The sequence below is a fragment of the Arenibacter algicola genome (genome assembly GCF_018860365.1).
Classification (GTDB): Bacteria; Bacteroidota; Bacteroidia; order Flavobacteriales; family Flavobacteriaceae; genus Arenibacter; species Arenibacter algicola_B.
Genome location: NZ_JAHKPO010000003.1, coordinates 853021 through 875750, shown reverse-complemented (window position 1 = coordinate 875750; position 22730 = coordinate 853021). Strand labels below are relative to the sequence as shown.

The 22730-nt window shown below is 39.9% G+C and carries 11 protein-coding genes; all 11 read left to right on the top strand.

Annotated elements, in window-relative coordinates:
• Nucleotides 1-7 precede the first annotated feature (7 nt).
• Nucleotides 8-1459, top strand: a complete 1452-nt coding sequence (locus KO529_RS05315) for a SusD/RagB family nutrient-binding outer membrane lipoprotein (RefSeq protein ID WP_215946858.1) — start codon at nt 8-10, stop codon at nt 1457-1459.
• Between the two features lie 198 nt (nt 1460-1657).
• A complete protein-coding gene (locus tag KO529_RS05310) occupies nt 1658-3250 on the top strand; it encodes a sulfatase-like hydrolase/transferase (RefSeq protein ID WP_215946857.1) in 1593 nt (530 codons plus the stop codon).
• A gap of 241 nt (nt 3251-3491) precedes the next feature.
• Nucleotides 3492-4964, top strand: coding sequence for an aminopeptidase P N-terminal domain-containing protein (locus KO529_RS05305; protein ID WP_215946856.1), 1473 nt, complete (start codon nt 3492-3494; stop codon nt 4962-4964).
• 8 nt (nt 4965-4972) lie between these two features.
• Nucleotides 4973-6523 (top strand): sulfatase family protein, encoded by a 1551-nt coding sequence (locus KO529_RS05300; RefSeq protein ID WP_215946855.1) that lies wholly within the window; start codon nt 4973-4975, stop codon nt 6521-6523.
• 80 nt (nt 6524-6603) lie between these two features.
• Nucleotides 6604-8259 (top strand): M1 family metallopeptidase, encoded by a 1656-nt coding sequence (locus tag KO529_RS05295; protein ID WP_215946854.1) that lies wholly within the window; start codon nt 6604-6606, stop codon nt 8257-8259.
• A 298-nt stretch (nt 8260-8557) separates the two neighbouring features.
• Nucleotides 8558-11200 (top strand): M60 family peptidase N-terminal accessory domain-containing protein, encoded by a 2643-nt coding sequence (locus tag KO529_RS05290; RefSeq protein ID WP_215946853.1) that lies wholly within the window; start codon nt 8558-8560, stop codon nt 11198-11200.
• A 115-nt stretch (nt 11201-11315) separates the two neighbouring features.
• Nucleotides 11316-13778, top strand: a complete 2463-nt coding sequence (locus KO529_RS05285; protein ID WP_215946852.1) for a glycosyl hydrolase family 95 catalytic domain-containing protein — start codon at nt 11316-11318, stop codon at nt 13776-13778.
• A 577-nt stretch (nt 13779-14355) separates the two neighbouring features.
• Nucleotides 14356-17382: a DUF6797 domain-containing protein gene (locus tag KO529_RS05280; protein WP_215946851.1), complete on the top strand. Its 3027-nt coding sequence runs from the start codon at nt 14356-14358 to the stop codon at nt 17380-17382.
• A gap of 882 nt (nt 17383-18264) precedes the next feature.
• Nucleotides 18265-20727 carry a glycoside hydrolase family 95 protein gene (locus KO529_RS05275; RefSeq protein ID WP_215946850.1) on the top strand — a complete coding sequence of 821 codons (2463 nt, stop codon included), beginning with the start codon at nt 18265-18267 and terminating at the stop codon, nt 20725-20727.
• Nucleotides 20724-21761, top strand: a complete 1038-nt coding sequence (locus tag KO529_RS05270; RefSeq protein WP_215946849.1) for an L-idonate 5-dehydrogenase — start codon at nt 20724-20726, stop codon at nt 21759-21761. Before KO529_RS05275 ends, KO529_RS05270 begins: the two co-directional genes overlap by 4 nt.
• A gap of 6 nt (nt 21762-21767) precedes the next feature.
• Nucleotides 21768-22730: an aldo/keto reductase gene (locus tag KO529_RS05265; protein WP_215946848.1), complete on the top strand. Its 963-nt coding sequence runs from the start codon at nt 21768-21770 to the stop codon at nt 22728-22730.

Sequence of the window (22730 nt, the reverse complement as noted above, 5' to 3'; positions counted from 1 at the left end):
AGATGAGATGAACATAAATATAAAATTATTATCAGCAATTATTCTAAGTTCCTTGACCTATGGCTGTACCGAGGATTTTGAAGAAATGAACACCAGCCCAAATGACCTGACATCTGTACCTTATAAAACAATGATTACCGATGCGGAAATCAGTATTGTCAAAACTTACAATCCAATACTAAATTTTGAGGTAAGTTGGGCTAGATACAATGTGCGGGATGTATATGTTCAAAACGACCGTTATGAGCAGACTGGTGCTGGAACAAATTTCAATGTTTATAGTGGACACCTAAAGAATTTACAGGTAGCCATTAAACTAGCTGAAGAGGCCGGGGATAACAATGCAATTGCCGTAGCTCAAGTAATGAAAGCCTATGCCTTTCAAAACATGACGGATTGGTATGGAGATATTCCCTATTCCGAAGCCCTTATGGCAGATGATAGCGAAAACCCTAACATATACCCTAAATATGATTCGCAGCAGAGCATATACACGGATATTATTGCACAATTGAAGGCTGCCAACGCAATGATAGACACCTCTGAAAGTATGGGCTCCGCAGATGTTATATTTGATGGTGATATGACCATGTGGAAAAAATTCACCAACTCCTTATTATTACGTGTTTATATGCGTATGTCCCTGATAGACCCAACTACGGCCAAAAGCGGTATAGAGGAGATTATGGCAGACCCTAGCACCTATCCTATCATAGACTCCAACGAAAGTGCCGCCTTTAAGTATTGGCTTCCAGAGGATGCCACCTATCGTAGCCCGTACTATATGGATCCTACCCAAGCTGCCAAACAAGAGAATGTTACTTCGGCCTATATGGTAGATTTCCTTAAAACAAGAAACGATTTAGGCAGGCTTGCTGTATATGCCGATCCAGCTGCCACTAGCGGTGAATATGTAGGACTTCCCCTTGGAACCCTAGGGCAGAACACCCCGGATCTATCCATAATGGGAGTGGCCGAATTTCGCTCAGCCGATTCACCAACTAGAATTATGAGATATTCAGAAGTACTTTTTATTCTTGCGGAAGCCGCTCTAAATGGCTGGAATGTAGGAATGACGGCACAAGAGGCCTATGAAGCCGCTATTACTGCCAGTTTTGAAGAGTATGGATTGGAAGTTGGGACCTATCTTTCCGAACCACTTGTAGATTTCAATGGCGGAACAGACCAACGTGAATTGATCGGTGAACAGAAATGGTGCGCTTTGTATCCTGACGGCAACCAAGGTTGGGCAGAAGTACGCCGCACAGGCTTCCCGGTTTATGTAGCTACAACAGAACCCGTAGAAACCTTGTATCCAGGAAAAGGCACTATAGTTAGAAAGCCTTACCCACATAGTGAAGCCATATCCAATCCAGACGGATATAATGGAGCTATAAGTGCGCAACCGGGAATCATAGAGGAAAAATTTGGCGCCGGAGTTTGGTGGGATGTTGATTAATCATAAATCCCTAGAGGCAATGTTTTGATGACATTGCAACCATATAAAAATGAATTATACAAGTTGAATTGATTTGAGTTTTTCAAAGAATTGAGTTAGTAAAGAGTAGCAGCAGATTTTTATCTCTGCTACTCTTTTTAAATTAGTGGATAATCGTCTTACAGTGCTTAAAATTATCAGATTACAAAATCCTTAATAATGAAGTTTAATAAAATTATACCCTTAATATTATCTATTGGACTGGTTATATTATGGATCAATAGCGTTTCTTTTAAAAAGAACGAACTAGAAGATCAAATAAAGAAGAAGCCCAACATTATCTTTCTCTTAAGTGATGATCAACGGGATAATACTTTTGGCGCCATGGGGCATCCTGTATTAAAAACGCCTAATGCGGATAAATTAATAAAAAAGGGAGTCAGATTTAAAAACACCTATATTGCCGCTCCAGTTTGCAGTCCCAGTAGAGTATCTTTCTTTACCGGAATGTATGAACGGATCCACGGTGTTGGCTTTTCCACTAAGTTCCAATTAACGGAGGACCAATGGATGCAAACATACCCACAACTCCTTAGGTCCAATGGATACTATTCTGGGTTTGTTGGCAAGTTTGGGGTTGAATATTACACCTTTAAAGGTAAGGCTTCCGAAAAATTTGACTTTTGGAGCGCTCATGACGGATGGTCGGAATTTTGGCCAAAAGAACTCGAGAACTGTAAAGAATATGCCGATTCCAAAGAAGATATTATCACTCCTATTATGGGTGAAAAAATTGAGGAATTCCTTGATTCAATTCCCGGGGACAAACCCTTCAGCCTATCGGTCAGTTTTTCGGTTCCACATGGTAGCCAAATAGTTTCCATGTACCCGGATAACGAATTGGCCGCAAAAGGCAGGATTCCTGCAAATGAGTATCCAAAATTGAAAGGCAGACCTTTTTATGACACCATGTATAGGGATAAGAATATAACTATTCCCGCTGAAACAGGTACAGATCCCTATGTAAACATTCCCAAAAGAATGTTGGACCAAAGTAAAGGAAGGGCCACGGGCACCTATATTTACGATTATAGCAGAGAATCCTGTAAGGAACATTATATACGATATTATCAGCAAATATCGGGGATGGACAAGGTAATCGGAGATTTGATGAAATCCCTGAAAAAAAAGGGGTTGAGCGATAACACCATTATTATTTTTGCCAGCGACCATGGACTTTTAATGGGAGAATATGGAATGTCAGGAAAAGCACTTCTGTACGATATGGTAGAGAAGATACCATGTTTTATTTATGACCCTAGACTACCCAAAAATAAAAAAGGAATTACAGTTGACAATTTAGTTTCCAGTCTTGATATTACCACTACAATTCTAGACTATGCCGGAATAGAACCTCCTGCCAACATGCAGGGCAGAAGTCTTATACCATTAATAAATGGCACTGAAAAGGAATGGAGAAAAGAACTTTTTCTTGAAAGCCTGTTTACTGGTAGGGACACCCCTTTTAGCGAAGGCATAAGAATGGGCGATTGGAAATACATAAGAATGTATGGACACCATCAATGGAGTTGGGAAGAGAAAGATGTAGATTTTAAAGGCAAAAAACCAGAATTTGAACAACTGTTCAATTTAAAGAACGACCCACAGGAAATGCACAATCTAATAAGTGAATACGAGGGCTCCAAAATTCTAAGTGAATTAAGAAATAAGACAGCAAAATATTCGGAAGAAAAGAATCTGGAAAGGAAGAGATACGTCCAATCCAACCCGTCAGCCATAAAGGCAAGATAGGAGTTCCTTTAAATGAACTTTCATGATAGGCAGAATAAGACCCCTATAATTCTAGTTGTTTTTTGGGCCTAAAAAGAAATTAAAAAAGACGAAATAATTGTATTTCAGTAAGCCGCGATGGTCTTGCCACCGCTACGGTCAGATATAAGGAATTTTCTAATCGACCCTAAATACCGTCTTAAGAAACGCAATCAAAATGGATTAGGTCGAACAAACGACCATTGATAAAAAGGGATAAATTATGAACGTCAGATTTAAAAAAAATAATAAAATAGCGATTCTTTTATCGCTTCTTTTAATAGTCATTTATACCCATCTTGGTTTTGCCCAAAACAAACCCACTTTTCGAACTGATTTCTCTGCCGAAGATTTTACCCAACGCAGAGAAATCATTTTTGATAAGATAGGCGACAACGCCATAGCACTTGTTCAGGGCTCCGCTGGTTCCGCTACCTTTGGTGTCTTTAGACAATCCAATAATTTTTACTACTTATGTGGTATTGAGACCGCTCATTCCTATTTACTGCTTAATGGGGCTAACAGAACCTCCACACTTTACCTGCCCCATCAAGATAAGGGCAAGGACAACAACGAAGGCAAAACCCTATCTGCTGAAGATGCCGATTTGGTTAAACAACTTACTGGGGTCAATTTCGTAAAAGGAATAGAATTTTTATCCGCAGATCTGTTGCGCAGCGGCTTAATTAGACCACCAGCACCCAAACTCTTTATCCCCTTAAGCCCTGCCGAAACAGGTACTGACAGTCGAGACCAACTACTGGCTAGCCAAGCCCGGATCTCATCAGACCCCTGGGATGGCCGCCCCTCACGTGAGGCTAGATTAAAAGGACTGTTAAATGAACGTTTCCCTCAATTTATCATTAGCGACCTCTCCCCCATTTTGGATTCCATGAGGATCATCAAAAGCCAAAAGGAAATAGAGGTAATTCGGAGATCCACACAGATAGCAGGTCTAGGTATAATGGAAGCCATGAGATCTACAAATCCCGGTATTTACGAATATCAATTGGATGCCGCAGCAAAATATATTTTTCACTTAAATGGTGCAAGAGGTGATGGGTACGCTTCCATTATTGGTGGTGGCACCAATGCCAGTATGGGACATTACTACCGCAAAACCGATATACTGAACAATGGGGATCTTGTCCTTATGGATTATGCTCCGGATTACCATTATTACACCAGCGATGTTACACGCATATGGCCGGTAAATGGAAAATTCGACAAGGCACAGAGCGCACTATATAATTTTGTCGTCGCCTACAGGGATGCCTTATTAAAATATATTAAACCAGGAGTTACCTCGAAGGAAGTACTGGAGCTTGCCTCTGCCGATATGAAACAATACCTCATCGGCAAAACATTTGCAAAACCTTCGCATTTGAAAGCCGTTGAAAAGGCTATATTATCCACTGCCCATTTTCAACATCCCGTTGGAATGGCCGTACACGATGTTGGGAATGTCCATAATATACCGCTTCAACCCGGGATGGTTTTCACCATAGACCCCATGTTTCCCATCCCAGAGGAACAACTCTATATTCGCATAGAAGATGTTGTAGTTGTAACCAAGAACGGGGTTGAAAATTTAAGCGCCTTTGTTCCATCCAAAATTGAAGATGTTGAAAGGACTATAAAAGAAGAGGGATTAACCGAATTTCGTCCGGCCACCATATCTCCAACAAAAAAATAACCCCTATTATGAACATTGAAGAATACACAGAAAAAATAGGAGCACGTTTTCCCTTTAAAATATTTGCCCTATTCCTGATTTCAGCAATGATATTTGCCTGCAATAATTCCAATCAGTCAAAGGAGCCAACCGAGGAATTACCAAATATAGTATTTATCATGGCCGATGATATGGGATATGGAGACGTTGGTAGTTACAACCCCCAAACTGCCATACCAACCCCAAATATGGACAAACTTGCCTCTGAAGGTATTATGTTCACTGATGCCCACAGTCCGTCAGCTGTTTGTTCCCCTTCCCGATATGGCCTTTTGACAGGGCGTTATTCCTGGAGAACCAGATTAAAAAAAGCTGTTTTACTTGGATATGATGAGTCTCCCTTGATAGAAGAAGACAGAATGACCCTTGCTTCCTTACTTAAAGAAAAGGGATATACTTCCGCCGGAATAGGAAAATGGCATGTAGGATTGAATTGGCAAACAAAAAATGGGTACAGCCTGCAGGACGACTTAAACGAGTCGGAAGAATATTCGGGTGTTGTCCGGGAGAACGAAGAGAATATAGATTTCACCAAACCGGTTTCCGGGGGACCACTCGATTTGGGTTTTGATTACTTCTTTGGCACCTTCGGATGTTCCACTAGCGACCCCCCTTATACTTTTATCGAAAACAAACACACCGTAGGTATTCCATCCGTATTAATTCCGGACTCATTGGACCAGCTTCCAGGGGTGGTAAAAGGACTGATGGCCCCTAATTGGTCCGAAGAAAACGTAGACTTGGAATTTACCCAAAAGGCCACTGAATTTATTGATAAAACCCAAAAGGCCAATAACAAAAAACCATTTTTTCTTTATCTCGCCCTGTCGTCTCCCCATATCCCTTTTTTACCCCCCGAATTTGCAAAAGGAAAGAGCGAAGAAGGTCCACGAGGCGATTTGGTAACCGTAGTTGATTGGAGTGTTGGGAAAATAATGGAGACCTTGGACCAATACAATCTCTCAAAAAACACCCTAGTTATAGTTACCAGTGACAACGGCCCTAGAAAGGGAGCCAATGGCCATCTTTCTGCCGGTAATTTTAAAGGATACAAAGGAAGCATATGGGAAGGAGGCCACCGTGTTCCCTTTATAGCCCGTTGGCCAGACCGTATAAAAAAGGGAACTACAAGTGGGCAAGTAATTAGCTTAACGGATATGTTCGCAACCTTTTCCAAACTTACCGGAGCAACATCTACAGGAGGGGAAGACAGCTACAACATACTACCCGCCTTCTTTGGTGAAAAGATTCATGACAAGGACAAACAAATAAGAATTTTTCATTCCTATGCAGGTAAATTTGCCATTAGGAAGGGCAAATGGAAATTTATAGAAGGGGAAACGGAAGGAGATGGCCCTAAGGTTGGCAAAAGCGCCGAGAAAACCAAAGGTGAGCTGTATGATTTGTCCACCGACCCATATGAAACCACCAATTTATGGGAGAGCAATCCCCAAACAGTACTGGAATTGAGCAAACTTTTATTGGAATGCAAGGAAACAGAGTCTGTGGTAAATCTTTAACTTATGGTCTAAATTATTCCAGTATTAAAAAAATAAGTGTAGATCATATTATTGATTTTGGAATTTAAAAAGGATAAAAAATGAAAAATTGGAAAAAAAATATCATTAGGACACTTGTGCTGATCAGCTGTTTGGTCGCCCCGAATACTTCCTTTGCTGATAATTATCCCAAAAACCCGAATATAGATGTGGTTCACTACACCTTTGACATCACCTTATCCGATGAGACCGATGTAATTAAGGCAACTGCTGCCCTTCTGGTTAAATTTAAAACCAACGGCATCAAAACATTGCGCCTCGACCTGACCAATAAAAGCGAAAAATTGGCCAACAAGGGTATGAAGGTTAAGCGGATTCTCTCACAGGGCAAAATCTTGGAATACAGCCATAATTTAGACGTACTCCTAATAAACCTGCCAACCATCCTCGAAAACGAAGAGCGAAGTATCATCATAGAATATGAGGGCATCCCAAATGAGGGTTTAAAGATTGCACCGAACAAGTATGGAGACCGAACATTTTTTAGCGATAACTGGCCCAACAAGGCAAGAAACTGGCTGCCAACTGTAGACCATCCTTACGATAAGGCTACCTGCGAATTTATCGTTACCGCACCCATTAAATATCAAGTGGTTTCCAACGGCTTAAAAGTGGAGGAAAGTATCTTAAGCAATGGAAAACGGTTGACCCATTGGAAACAATCGGTTCCCATTGCCTGTTGGCTATATGTGCTGGGTGTTGCCGAATTTGCCGTGCAATACGTTGACACCTTTAACGGAAAATCCATTCAAACCTGGGTCTACAAACAAGATAGAGTAAACGGTTTTTATGATTTTGCAACCCCTACAAAACAAGCCCTCGAATTTTTTAGCAATTACGTTGGACCGTTTGCCTATGAGAAGCTGGCCAACATACAATCCAATAGTGTTGGCGGGGGAATGGAAGCCGCATCGGCAATATTATATGGGGATAAATCGGTTGATGGGAATAGAAGTGTTCGATGGAGAAATGTTGTAATCCATGAAATAGCCCATCAATGGTTCGGTAATGCGGTTACGGAATACGATTGGGATGATGTATGGTTGAGCGAAGGGCTTACCACCTACTTCACCATGAGGTTCATAAAACATGCCTATGGGGAAGATGCCTTTGTAGAAGAGCTAAAAAAAGCAAAAGCTACTGTATTTAAATTATCCCAAGACGATGAAGATTACCGCATAGTACATGATAACTTATCGGATATGACAAAAGTCTCTTCTGGTCTTACCTATCAAAAGGGGGCATGGATTACACATATGATATCCAACTATATTGGCGAAGAAGCCTTTCAAAAAGGAATAAGGGACTACTATCAAAGATATTATAATGGGAATGCAACAACATTGGACCTTAGAATGGCATTGGAAAGGGCATCGGGCAAGGATCTTACCCAATTTTTTAACCAATGGCTTTTTCAAGGAGGCAACATTAAACTTAAAGGCACATGGAGTTATAATTCAAAAAATAAGCTCATCGAAATTGAATTGACCCAAATGCAGCCGGAAAAATACACCTTTAATATGCCATTGGAATTGGATATCCTAACCAATCAGGACATTCCCGAACTAAGGGAAACCATACAACTCAACAAGCGAAAGATAAAAGTATCCATTCCCTGCAAATCGGAACCTAGTAATATTCTTTTGGATCCAGAAACAAAACTATTGGCCCAGTGGGATTTTACACGCAAGAATTGATAAAGTATAAGGCCAAATAGTTAAGGGTACATTTCCAACTAAGTTTAAACATAAAAATCAAAACGATAATTTGGAATTTCACTGAAATTGTTAAAGATGTATTAATTAAATGAATATGGCAACCTCCCTAAATGCTATTTTATTGAAATAGTATAGTGTTGTGCCAATAAGCTATGCTTGTTTTTTGTCTTATAATTATAATATTGTGTTTAAAAAAAATCAAGAATTTTCTAAAGGGAAGGTTTTTTAAAAATACAATTGTTAACTTCTTAAATCACAATTTAAATTGATCTTAATTATGCAAAACAGTCTACGGCTCAAACAGTTGTTAACATTGCACTTGTTTGCACTAACAACCACAATTTTTGCTCACGACTTGTTTTCCGAAGAGTCAAATGGTTCTTTAAGCACATTCGGACCAATGCACGAAGTGGATTATCCTGAAAATTGGAAATTAGCGGGATTTAATGACGGGAAAACGACCAATACAAGCATCACCAATCAACCCATTATAACATGGAATAGTCCCGAACTTTCAAGGAATTACGATAACAAAGCTAATTATGACACCTTTGAAGGTGTTCATTTATTGGTTGAACTGAAAAAAGTTAAAAGACATCTCTTAGGTAAAACTACATTATCAGCAGCAGATTTGGAGTTGGTAAGCAGCGCTATTGCCAAGGACAATAAACTATTTGCAGATAATTTTAAGGTTATCAAATTGGGGTTGGAAGCAATTGAGTTGTATGAATCCAGATTTGGAGGTTTGTTTACTACCGATAATAGAACTAAAGGAGGGTTTATTAGAACAGCACCAGGTTACGAACTTGAGAATTTAATGCTGGTAATTATGCAATCTGTCATTGATTACTCGTACACCAAAGCTAACCTTGCCGCATATCCAAAATTATTCAACAATAGGCTATTTAAAACCTCCTCTTATTTCCCAGGGTCGGTTGCACAACCAGCTGATGACTCTCAAAGTTTCACCATTAAAATTAATGGAACCCACGTACGTAAACCTGGTACACCAGCCAACTATGAAACGGAAGATGCAAGGAGACCCACAGGTTGTTATTTGGCTCCCGGAAGTATTGCAAAAGTAACCGTTCCATCGTCATTGGTTGGTATTGGGGCCACAATATTAGTAGGTGCCCATACTTGGGATTTAATAAAAAAAACGACCGTTAAAAGAATGGATCGTGTAACAACAAAATACGAAATAAATAGCACTACAACTACCATTGCCAATCCGTTGGGAGGAGGTGTATATATAAATGTACCGTATCAAAACGATTTAGGCGTTCTTGATATTACCCTAGAAAATGTGGTTCGTTCACCATATTATGCTAGAACCGCAGCCAATAAGACCAGCTTGAGCGACTGGCTCAATGTAGAAAGATTACGTGCTGCTCCTTGGACAGATATTGAAACTGATAAAGTGATGATGCAGGTACCAACATCATGGATTTATGCTTTTGACGGCATTGAAACAACCATGGATGATTGGGATATGGCTATGGATGCTATTTCAACACTGCTAGGACGGCCACTTCTAAGATCCAAGACGGTAATCTACATGCAAGTAGACGTCATAAAAAGAGGAAAAGCAAACTTCCCCGGATATCCACAATCAAATGTAGACTACGATCCTTACACGGATTACAAAGGATATCACAGCAGCTATTTAACAGATGGCCCCAGAAATGAAAGAGGGTATTTGACCAATGTATTGTTCCACGAACAGGGTCACGCAGAAAAAATCTATAAATTTAAGGGTGAAATTGAATCTATGATCAATTTCCTTTGGGTAGCTGTTCATAACAAAAAATTTGGAGTAGAATTGAACAAGGCTTTTGAAGAATCATTTAACGGCTACGGAATATCTCATTCTATTGAAGAAGCAGCCATTAGTTGGATGATAACAGAAAATTTCAGAGCAGGGAACCCTATGAGTTCCCAAACCGGTCAATACCGTCAAGAGTTCTCTTATCAACCAAGAGGCCATGCAAAATATGCCGATTTAGTGCGACTTTTTAATTGGGAAGCCATTGAACGATTCTATGCAAATACGAGTAAAATGTATGACAGAGGAGAGATAAATTATTCATTCCCCAACCGCGTTAACGAGATTCCTACAGATGACAGAATCTTAAGAATGTCTCAAGCAGCCGGTCACGATTTGCGACCACTCATACATTTTTGGGGTATTCATCCAATCGATTTTAAAAACTTGGAAGCAGAAATACAAAACAATAATTTAAAAAAATCTACTGCTATTTACGATCAATTATCATATTATAAAACCATAGTTCCCATGGACAATACCGCCTTTAGGAATTTTGGATTGGAAGATTTTTCGGAAACTAAAATCCAAAATAGTTCCTTTTATGATAATGTCTCACAAAGTTATTACCCGGGCTTCCTTAAGAAATGGTGGAATGATTACGATGCAGCCGAAGGGTTGGCTGCTGTAAAACAAATACAAAGTATTTTGGATTTATATTTCCCTGACGGTAGACCGGAAGTAGCCAACACCTCCTGTTCCGAAATTACCCCACATTCAGTGGAATCCAGTTCCACAACCGGCCCAGAAAACACTTTGGATGATAATCCTGCTACGGCATGGACTGCCAAAGGGGATGGCCAATACCTGCTTTACGATTTAGGAGATGTATATGAGCTTTGTGATTTAGAGATCAACTTTAAAAATGGGCAAACAAAGTTTAATTATTTTGACATAGAAGTTTCTAGGGACAATCAAACCTATCTCACTGTAAAACAAGATTTATCCAATACCAAAACTACAGCCACTTTTGACACGTTTTCCATTTCTAGAAAAGCACGTTATGTGAAGATAATTGGCCGTGGAAATGAAACCGATGACTTGAACAGTATAAGTGATGTAAAATTCTATTTTAAACAAGTAAATAACCCCTAGAATAATTAAAAACCAAAATGCTTCCAAACAATTGGATCGTTGGAAGGGGTCTGGAAGATTCAACGCATTAATAAAATAAAAATTTAAAAACAGCATCAATTAACAAACACACATTATGAATTTAAAAAAACTAACACTCTGTGCAATCTTCCTTATGGGGAATTTTTTGATTGCCCAAAACAACACAAATCAAGACCAGCTGTCCAAAACCGGCCAGGCTTCTTTTGATCCTGCCACAGTACTTTGGTACAATCAACCTGCAAGCAAATGGGAAGAGGCCCTTCCTGTGGGAAACGGACGCCTAGGCGCCATGGTATACGGTAAATATGGAGAAGAAATTATACAATTCAATGAAGATACCTATTATACAGGAGGCCCATACAATAGCGTGGTTAAAGGAGGTTACAAGCATCTTCCTGAGATTCAGAAACTAATATTTAACGGGGAACCTATCAAAGCCCATAAGCTCTTTGGGCGCACCATGATGGGATACCCCGTGGAACAAATGAAGTACCAATCCATGGCCAATTTACATTTGTTCTTTGGCAATGATAGTGTGGAAAATTACAAAAGATCTCTGGACCTAAAAACTGGTATTGTTACGGACACCTATGCCGTGAACAATGTAAACTACACCAAAGAGGTATTTGCCTCTGCCATAGACCAAACCATCGCCATCCGCATTACAGCAGATAAACCTGGTAGTATTTCATTTGATGCCGAACTACGTGGAGTCAGAAATTCCGCCCACTCCAACTATGCCACAGACTATTTTCAAATGGACGGTATTGGAAACGGTCAATTAAGACTCACAGGGAAATCGGCCGATTATCTTGGCATTGAAGGAAAATTAAAGTACGAGGCACAGATCAAAGCCTATCCAGAGGGTGGTAGCATGGATATGGACGACACTATTCTAAGTATAAAGAATGCGGATGCCGTAACCCTCTATTTTGTAGCTGCCACTAATTTTGTGAATTATAAGGACGTAAGTGCCGACCAACAGGCTCGAGTTGCAGAAATGCTGGCGAAATTGGAGAAAAACACCTTTACCAAAATCAAGGAAGATGCCTTAACCGATTACAAGAATTTCTTTGACAGGGTTACCTTAAACTTGCCAACCACTTCAAGTTCTTTTTTACCAACAGATGAACGTTTGACCAATTCCCAAAGCAACCCAGACCCACAGTTGGCTTCACTATGCTATAATTTTGGAAGGTATCTTTTGATCTCCTCTTCCAGACCAGGTACCCAACCTGCCAACTTACAGGGGATATGGAACAATGATATGAATCCGGCTTGGGATTCAAAGTACACCACCAACATCAACATCCAAATGAACTATTGGGCGGTTGAATCGGGGAACCTTTCGGAACTTTCAGAGCCTTTGACCACTATGATAAAGGAACTAACGGATCAAGGTTCCCAGGTTGCTAAGGAACATTACGGTGCCAGCGGCTGGGTCTTTCATCAGAACACCGATCTATGGAGAACTGCCGCGCCAATGGATGGCCCAACATGGGGTACTTTTACGGTTGGGGGAGCTTGGCTTACCACCCACATGTGGGAACACTACCTCTTTACGCAAGATGAGGAATATTTGAAAGAAATATACCCGGTCATGAAAGGTTCAGTTGAATTTTTTATGGATTTCTTAGTACAATACCCTGGAAAAGACTGGCTGGTAACCAATCCGTCAAATTCCCCGGAAAACCCACCAGAGGGAAAAGGATATAAATATTTCTATGATGAAATAACAGGAATGTATTACTTTACTACCATTGCCGCAGGATCTACTATAGACATGCAAGTTTTAAAAGACCTGTTTAGCTATTACGGATCTGCTTCGGAAATCCTGGGCAAGGATGCTGACTTTGCAAAAAAGGTTCTTGAAGCAAGAAAACGCCTGGTACCCTCTCAAATTGGTAAAGACGGAACCCTTCAGGAATGGACGGAAGATTATGGTCAAATGGAGAAAAACCATAGGCATGCTTCGCATTTGTATGGGCTATATCCCGGAAAGGTAATTTCCGTAAACAAGACTCCCGAATTAATAGAACCAGTTAAAAAAGTATTGGAACTAAGGGGTGATGGAGCCTCAGGATGGTCAAGAGCATGGAAAACCAACCTATGGGCACGCTTAGGAGATGGCGACAGAGCCAATAAAGTTTTTAAAGGCTATCTAAAGGAGCAATGTTTTCCTTCACTATTTGCCATATGTGCAAGACAGTTTCAAGTGGACGGTTCTTTAGGTGTAGCAGCGGGAATTACCGAAATGCTGCTTCAATCACATGAGGGGTATATAGACCTGTTACCCGCACTACCCTCCGAATGGGCCGATGGACATTTTGATGGTGTTTGTGCCAGAGGAGGTTTTGAACTCGATTTTAGCTGGAAGAACAAAGCTCTGACATCCTTGGAGATTTTATCCAAAGCAGGTATGCCATGCAACCTAAAAACGGACAAAAAAATAAAAGTATATTCGGATGGCCAGCAAATCAAGGTAAAAAAACTTAAGAACGGTATTGTGGAATTCAAAACCACAAAAGGAAAAACCTATACAATAGCAGGACTATAGACAGCAAGTACTTGTTTGGTTTAGGATAAAAATCCGAATACAAAAATTAATGGTCCTTTGGGAAGTTATCACCAAAGGACCATTTTTATTTTAAAAATACATACAAGACCCTAATTAGCAAAAGAAAAAATATATCATCAATTACCCATTAAAACCACAGGGGAGAAACAATTGCACACTCTTAACAAAGCGAATCAAAATCGATTTTCATATTTATTACAGAACAAAAACCTATACTTATATACTATAGGTTGATAAGCCTTTGGAATTAATAACTGTATTGACCTATCTAACTTCCCCAAGTAATTAAAATATTGGTAACCAATGGCTTAACGATAGATTAACTTTATTCTCATGTTTTAAATTTTTGCAACTTGTTGAAAAGATATAGTTTAAGGCTAATATTCATAGCTAATACTCGATTAAAATTTGATAATTTGAGCATATTATCAAACCTACCTTAACTATAATCATAACATTTGAAGAAATTAAAATGTTATTGATCATCCGAAGTACAAAGACAACTTGGGTTTTCTATAAGGTATAAGTGCATAAAACAACTCTCATTGATTTTGATATGAAAAGTAAAATTCTACCTATTATTTCGTTGTTCATTGCCTTCAGTACTTGTTTTAACTGTTCATCCGAAAAGGTATATCAGGGTATTTGGGATTATGAAATTTTCATATCACAACAGGATCTGCACTCTGGAACCTTTAAACTTAAAAAAAACGGCGATAGCTATACAGGAATTATGGTGTCTAAGGATTTAGAGGAAACCAATATCCATAATTTAACCATTGAAGGCAACTCCATGACCATGGACATTGTACTTAACCATAAAATAATAACGATTAGCGGTAAATTTAAGGATGACTTGTTTACAGGTACTGGTTCATATAATGGAGAAGAAGTTACGCTAACGGCATCAAGGCCTATTGACCAAGAAGGCCCAATAGATCACTCCAAGATAACTTATGTTTTAAATGATTCCGATTTAAACGACTATGAAAAAGACATTGATCACCAAGGAATGATCGAAGCCTTCGACAAAAATGCCCTTAAGCGTGGAAGTCTAATTTACAACTCGAACTGTATAAATTGTCATGGCGTACCAGAGGTGGAAGGATCTATTCCCAACTCCCTTAAATTTTGGGCACAACCATTCAAGTTCGGCAACGACCCCTATTCAATGTACCAAACAATAACCAAGGGCGCTGGGTTAATGCCGCCTCAAATGGCTTTAACTCCTCAGGAGAAGTATGATGTAATTACTTATATCAGGGAAACTTATATCAAGGACCAAAACAAGACCGCTTATTTCAATGTTGATTCCGAGTATTTGGTCAACTTGCCCAAAGGATCCTCAAAAGGTCCCGAGTCCAAACCATATCATCCCTGGTCCGATATGGATTACGGAAATTTTTCAATCAACACCTATGAACTGGTGGATTCTGAAACCGGAATTAAACGATTTCATTCGCCAGGACCCCGACCCTACCCTGACGAAAATTATTTAAAGAACAACTTTGCCTATAAAGGAATAGCAGTCCGATTGGACGAAGGTCCTGGCGGAGTTTCCAAAGGAAATGCATGGATGATATTCGACCACGACTTGATGCGCGTGGCAGGCGGCTGGACTGGTGAAGGATTTATAGACTGGGAAGGAATTCTATTGAACGACAAACATGAAACCTACCCGAGAACTATTGGCAAACTACATTTCGAAACCCCGGTGGGGCCGGCATGGGCAGATCCAGATACCGGATCATTTCTAGACACCCGATTCAAGGCTCGCGATGGCCGAAGATTTGGCCCATTGCCCAAAACATGGTCACATTTTAAAGGGATTTATCACAGTGGTAAAAATATCATTATCTCCTACACCGTAGGGAAAGCAAACATTCTGGAACGTCTAGGCATGGAGAAATCCGGAAAGCAAATAATCTTTACCAGAACCTTGAACATTGAGCCCTCGGACAAGCCATTGCGAATGAGGGTGGCCCCGCAAGGCGTAAAAGTTGAAATAAAAGGGGAAGGTGCTTCTTTGACGAATTCTAATGGGTTTGTTGTGCTGGAAATTGCAAAAGGGAAAGCAGCCTCTATCAAATTGTTCATAGCAGGAGCCGATACAAGTGATTTGGCCAAGCTAGTTCAGAATGCCCCAGGCCCTGAAAATCTGGATAAATACCTTCAAGGTGGGGAACCACAATACAACCAAGAAGTTGTCACGACAATTGTCAAGGGAAAAGAAGATGGTCCCATAGCCATGGACCAACTTACACCTCCCTACGAAAACCCATGGGACAGCCGCTTAAAATTAAGTGGAATTGATTTTCTAGAGGACGCCAATATTGGAGTTTTGTGTACCACAGATGGCGACATATGGTCCGTAAAAGGACTTACGGACAATACCGACAAACTACATTGGAAAAGAATTGCTTCCGGCCTTTTTCAACCTCTGGGTATCAAAGTCGTTAAAGATGAAATCTATGTTATCTGTAGGGACCAACTTGTGAAGCTAAACGATCTTAACGGCGATGGGGAAACAGATTTTTACGAGAGTTTCAATAACGATCACCAGGTGACAGATCATTTTCATGAGTTCGCCATGGGCTTACAGACAGACCAACAAGGTAATTTCTATTACGCCAAAAGTGGTCGTCATGCAAGAGAGGCCCTGATTCCACAACACGGCACTTTGTTAAAGGTTAGTAAGGACGGTGCTAAGACGGACATTATAGCCACTGGTTTTAGAGCGGCAAACGGTGTATGCATCAATCCGGACGGCAGTTTTATAGTCACAGATCAACAGGGTTTCTGGAATCCTATGAACCGCATAAACTGGGTAGAGGGCAAAGGAAAGTTTTATGGCAATATCTGGGGATACAATCCACCCAAGGACACCACACGATTGGGAATGGAACAGCCAATGGCCTGGATAGATATGGAGTTTGACCGGTCCCCCTCGGAACTATTGTGGGTAAACAGCAAAAAATGGGGGCCCTTGGATAAAGGATTGCTGAGCTTTTCATATGGCTATGGCAAGATCCAACTTGTTTTACACGAAAAAGTTCAGAACCAAAGACAGGCAGGAGTAGTGGACCTTCCTGGCGTTAAGTTTCTAACTGGGATCATGCGGGGAAGGTACAATCCTAAAGACGGGGATTTATATGCGTGCGGAATGTCGGCCTGGGGCACCTCCCAAAACATGAAAGGCGGAGAATTTTATAGACTTCGTTATACTGGAAAACCACTGTCGGTACCCATTGCCCTAAGTGCCGAAAAGGATGGTATGGTATTAACGTTCGCTTCCAAATTAGATGCCGCCAAAACCGAAGACAGTTCTAATTTTGAAGTACAAACTTGGGAATTACTCCGCAGTCATAAATATGGCTCCAAGCGATACAATACAAAAACGCTGGATATTTCAAAGGTACGGGTAGCTGAGGATGGGAAAAAAGTAAAACTTATGTTACCCGACATTGCCCCGATAGATATCATGAAAATTACATACAAGGTTACCGATTCAGATGGCAATGAATTAAAAGGAAAAATCCAAAACACCATTCACCATTTAAAAGAAGCAAGGACAACGGAGTAGTATATACTATTCCAAACTTACCTCATTTGACCAAATCCTTTGTAAGTCAATGGCCAGTTTCATCAACACTTATTAAATACAATATCATAAGATATTATTATCCCTATAATAATCGCTCCAGAATATTACTACATACCCCACATTCCAAGAAAAATAGCCCTTTTCACGGTTAGACCTAAGGCATCCTTTAGATTTAAGCATATTCCATGCACGACCTCACCTAAGCCAACCACTTAATAAATAGATCTGATACTTTATAAAGAAATATAAAACGGTAACACCTCAATAATTTACATCACACACAACTACTTATTTATATTATATTAATAAGACTTTTACACAACAAACAAGAACTGGGATTTGTAATCAGCAATTTACACAAACTATTTATTATAAGTATTTTACATCAATATTACAATTACTTTTTAATCATTTCACTTTGTATAAATTGCAAATATTGTTAATATAGTACAGTTTAAAGCTAATATTAATTGCAATTAATCTTTTAAAAATTCCTAACTTTACAAAAGTTATTAAACCTATATTAATAACAGATAAAACAAAAGTTACTTTGAAATAAAAAATGATAGCATTAATGAGGTTTACCAAGACTGATTACTGCAGGAACATTTAAATATATTGTTTATTAAGTTAGTTTGAGTTAGTCCGGGAGTAGCAGTATACCATACACTGCTACTCCTTTTTTTAATCTTGCTCTTGCTTCAAGTATTTAAATAAAAATAGGAATTCGTCACAATCCCTCAATTTAGCTATTCAACCAATAATAAAAATTCATGCTTTTACAAGAAGCATAAGTATTAATGATATTTGAATCCGTTGGGAGAAATATAAAACAGAAACACTATTTAAAATTTTATCCATATGCACTTAAAATCCAAACTATTATTTTCGATTGTTTTTGTGGGAGCTCAGCTTTTTGGCCAATCTCCCGGGAATTCGACGACAAACCTACCAGCGAGCGGCCAAAAAATTGATCCCGCCAATACGTTGTGGTTCGATGAACCTGCTGCTATTTGGGAGGAAGCACTTCCTGTTGGCAATGGTCGGTTGGGCGCTATGGTTTATGGAAAATATGGAGAGGAAAAAATTCAGTTCAATGAGGAGACCTATTGGACGGGAGGCCCTTATTCAACTGTAGTAAAAGGAGGATACAAAGAACTGCCCAAAATTCAAAAATACATTTTTGAAGGTAAACCTATAGAGGCCCATAAGCTATTTGGTCGTGCTCTTATGGGATACCCTGTGGAGCAACAGAAGTATCAGTCCATGGCCAACCTGCATCTTTTTTTCGGCCAAGACAGCGTAACCAACTACAGTAGGTCCCTTGACCTGAAAACAGGAATCGCTACGGTTAAATATAAGGCCAACGGTATCAACTACACGCGGGAAATAATTGCTTCCGCCATTGACCAGACCATTGCGGTACGTATATCCGCTGACAAAGCAGGAAGCATTTCATTGGATGCCGAATTGAGAGGGGTCAGAAACAACTCCCACTCCAACTATGCCACCGACTACTTTCGAATGGACGGCTTAGGAAATAACCAATTGAAGCTAACCGGTAAGTCTGCCGATTACCTGGGAGTTGATGGTCAATTAAAATACGAGGCAAGAATAAAAGCCCTTCCCGAAGGAGGCAGTATGACTCTAAAAGGTAGTAGACTAAAGATTGAAAACGCCAATGCCGTTACCCTTTATTTTGTAGCCGCTACAAACTTCATCAATTATAAGGATGTCAGTGCCGACGAACATGCCAGAGTAGAGAAAATGATGGCCGATTTGGAAGGTAGTTCCTTTACAAACATTAAACAAAGTGCCGTTGAGGACCACAAAGAATATTATGACAGGGTTTCCCTGACACTTCCTACTACTGATAATTCGTATTTGACAACGGACGAGCGTATGTCCAAGATACAAACTGATCCGGATCCACAATTGGCTACCCTTTGTTATAATTTTGGTAGATATCTTCTAATAGCCTCTTCCAGACCTGGAACCCAGCCCGCCAACCTTCAGGGCATATGGAACAATGACATGAACCCGGCCTGGGATTCAAAATACACTACCAACATAAATACCGAAATGAATTACTGGCCTGTTGAAACCGCCAATTTATCCGAGTTTTCAGAGCCTTTAATTACTATGGTAAAAGAACTTACAGACCAAGGAGCTGAAGTAGCCAAGGAGCACTACGGAGCCGGTGGCTGGGTCTTTCATCAAAACACCGATCTATGGAGGGTTGCTGCCCCTATGGACGGACCAACCTGGGGTACTTATACCGTGGGCGGTGCATGGTTAACTACCCACCTGTGGGAGCATTATCTGTTTACCCAGGACAAAGAATATTTAAAAGAGGTATATCCCATTATTAAAGGGTCGGTCGATTTTTTTATGGATTTCCTAGTGGAATATCCAGGGAAGGACTGGTTGGTTACCAATCCATCCAATTCCCCAGAGAATCCCCCAAAAGGAAAGGGTTATGAATACTTCTATGATGAAGTGACCGGAATGTACTATTTCACCACCATAGTAGCAGGTGCCACCATGGATATGCAAATACTTAAAGATTTATTCGCCTATTACGGAGAAGCCTCCAAAATATTGAAAAAAGACGGTGAGTATGCCAAAGCCGTACTTGCAGCCAGAGACCGCTTCCCACCCTCTCAAGTAGGCAGGGACGGCATGCTTCAAGAATGGACAGAGGATTATGAACAAATGGAAGACAAGCATCGTCATTTCTCCCACCTTTATGGCCTTTATCCCGGGAATGTTATTTCCCCTGTCCGTACGCCCGATTTTATTGAACCCGTTAAAAAGGTATTGGAACAGCGAGGTGACGGTGGTACCGGTTTTTCAAGAGGCTGGAAAATGTCGCTTTGGGCCCGTTTAAATGACGGGGATAGGGCCAACTCTATTTTCAAAGGATATTTAAAGGAGCAATGTTATGCTTCACTTTTTGCAAAATGTGGCAAACCCTTACAAGTAGATGGTTCATTTGGTGTCACAGCCGGAATTACCGAAATGCTTATCCAATCCCATGAAGGCTATATAGAATTACTACCTGCACTTCCTACCGAATGGTCAGATGGTGAATTTAAGGGAGTATGCGCCAGAGGAGGATTTGAACTGGATTTCAGTTGGAAAAACAAAGAACTTACCTCTACCAAAGTACTTTCCAAAGCTGGTGAACGGTTTAGATTAAAAACCAATAACAAGGTAAAAGTATTCTTGGACGGAAAACCTATCAGTGTTAAAAAACGTCCTAATAAAATAATAGAATTTAGCACTGTAAAGGGTAAAACTTACACCATAAAGGAGATATGAAATCATATTTGTTGTACGGAAAAAAGGATGTAAGGTATTCCGATATCCCCTACCCGGAGGATACTGCCGAGAATGAAGTTATCGTAAAGGTAAGGTCGGTGGGTATCTGTGGTTCGGATATCCATTATTATAAAGATGGTAAAATTGGCGATTTCATTCCCAAAGCACCCTTTGCCCTTGGTCATGAACTTTCAGGAGAAATAGAAAAAGAATCTTCTTTGTTTCCCATGCTAAAAAATGGAACCAGGGTAAGCATTAACCCATCCAGACCTTGTAAAACCTGTATTCATTGTAAAGCAGGAAAACAAAACTTATGTCCTTCCATGAAGTACTTGGGATCGGCAAGTGTTTTTCCCCATCTTAATGGTGGCTTTTCAGAGTATATTAAGATCCCTGCCGAAAACTGTGTACCCTTAAAGGATTTTATAAGTTTTGAAATGGCTGCATTATTGGAACCACTCTCGGTTGTTCTGCATGCCCTTACCATAGCTGGCGATCTAAAAGGAAAATCGGTTCTTATTACCGGGGCAGGTACCATTGGCCAACTTTGCCATATGGCAGCCGCCCTATATACATCCCAACCAATTGTAATTACGGATATAAGAACGGCTGCCCTGCAAAAAGCAATGGAAATAGGGGTAACAGCAGCCTTAAATCCAAAGGAGCCAGATTTTGAGGAAGATTTATTTGCCATAGCCCCAGATGGATTTGATATTTTATTGGAAGCATCAGGAGCCAGCAGTATTCTTACCAATACGATCAAGTTCATTAAAAAGGGAGGTAAAGTAGTTCAATTGGGTATGCATCACGACAATGCCCAGTTCCCATTTTCGGCTTTTATGAAAAATGAACTCACCTTTCAATCTTCCTTTCGTTTTAACCAGGAATATTCATTGGCCATTGAGCTTTTGGAGCAACAAAAAATAGACCTTACCAAAATAATTACAAATCGATTTCCTTTTGACGAAATACCTGAAGCCTTGCAAAAAGCTTCAGATTCCATAGATGATATTAAGATTGTAGTAAAAAATTAAAAAAGTATGAAATACAATACCCTAGGTGAAACCAATATTAAAATAAGCGAATTAGGCTTTGGTGCTTCAGCAATAGGCGGTATGTTCAATAACGTAGAAAAGGATGAAGCCATAAAAACAGTGCATAACGCATTTGACCGAGGTATTAATTACTTTGACACTTCCCCTGCATATGGTAGAAGCACTTCTACCTATGGTCCGGTTACTTCCGAAACATTATTAGGCCAGGGCCTAAAAGATTTAAAACGTTCAGAAATAATCCTTTCTACCAAAGCTGGAAAAATCGCATCTTTACCTCCAGAGTTAAATTTCAGTTACCAAGCAATATTGAAATCGGTAGAAGGTAGCCTTAAGCGGCTTCAAACCGATTATATAGACATGCTTTTTTTACATGATATTGAATATAATAAAGGCACTCATTTGGAAATGGCTTTAAACGAAGGCCTTGCTGCACTAAGGGATTTAAAAAAGGCGGGGAAAATTAGGGCTGTTGGAGTCTCTTGTTATTCTATTGAAGTGCTCAACAAGGTTATCCCCAATTATGATCTGGACACCGTACTGGTGCACAATCATTACACCCTAATCAACGATGAGCTATTGGATTTAATACCAAAAATTAAGGCCAAGGGAATGGGCTTGGTAAGTGCTTCTCCATTTGCAAGTGGATTGTTGACCCACCAAGGTCCTCCTGACTGGTATCCAATTAACAATAAAGATTTGTGTGTGATAAACAAAACACTTAATTTTTGCAGGGAAAACAATGTTCCTATTGAAAAATTAGCTGTTCAATATGCCCTAAGTAACCCTGAGATTCCAACTACTTTATTTAGTTGTACAGAAAGAAGTATCTTAAATAAAAATGTTGATTGGATTGAAGAACCGATAGATCAAGCTATGATTGAAAACATAAAACAATTTCTTGAACCAATAAGGAACAAGGATTTCGATTTTGGAGAATATAACGACTAA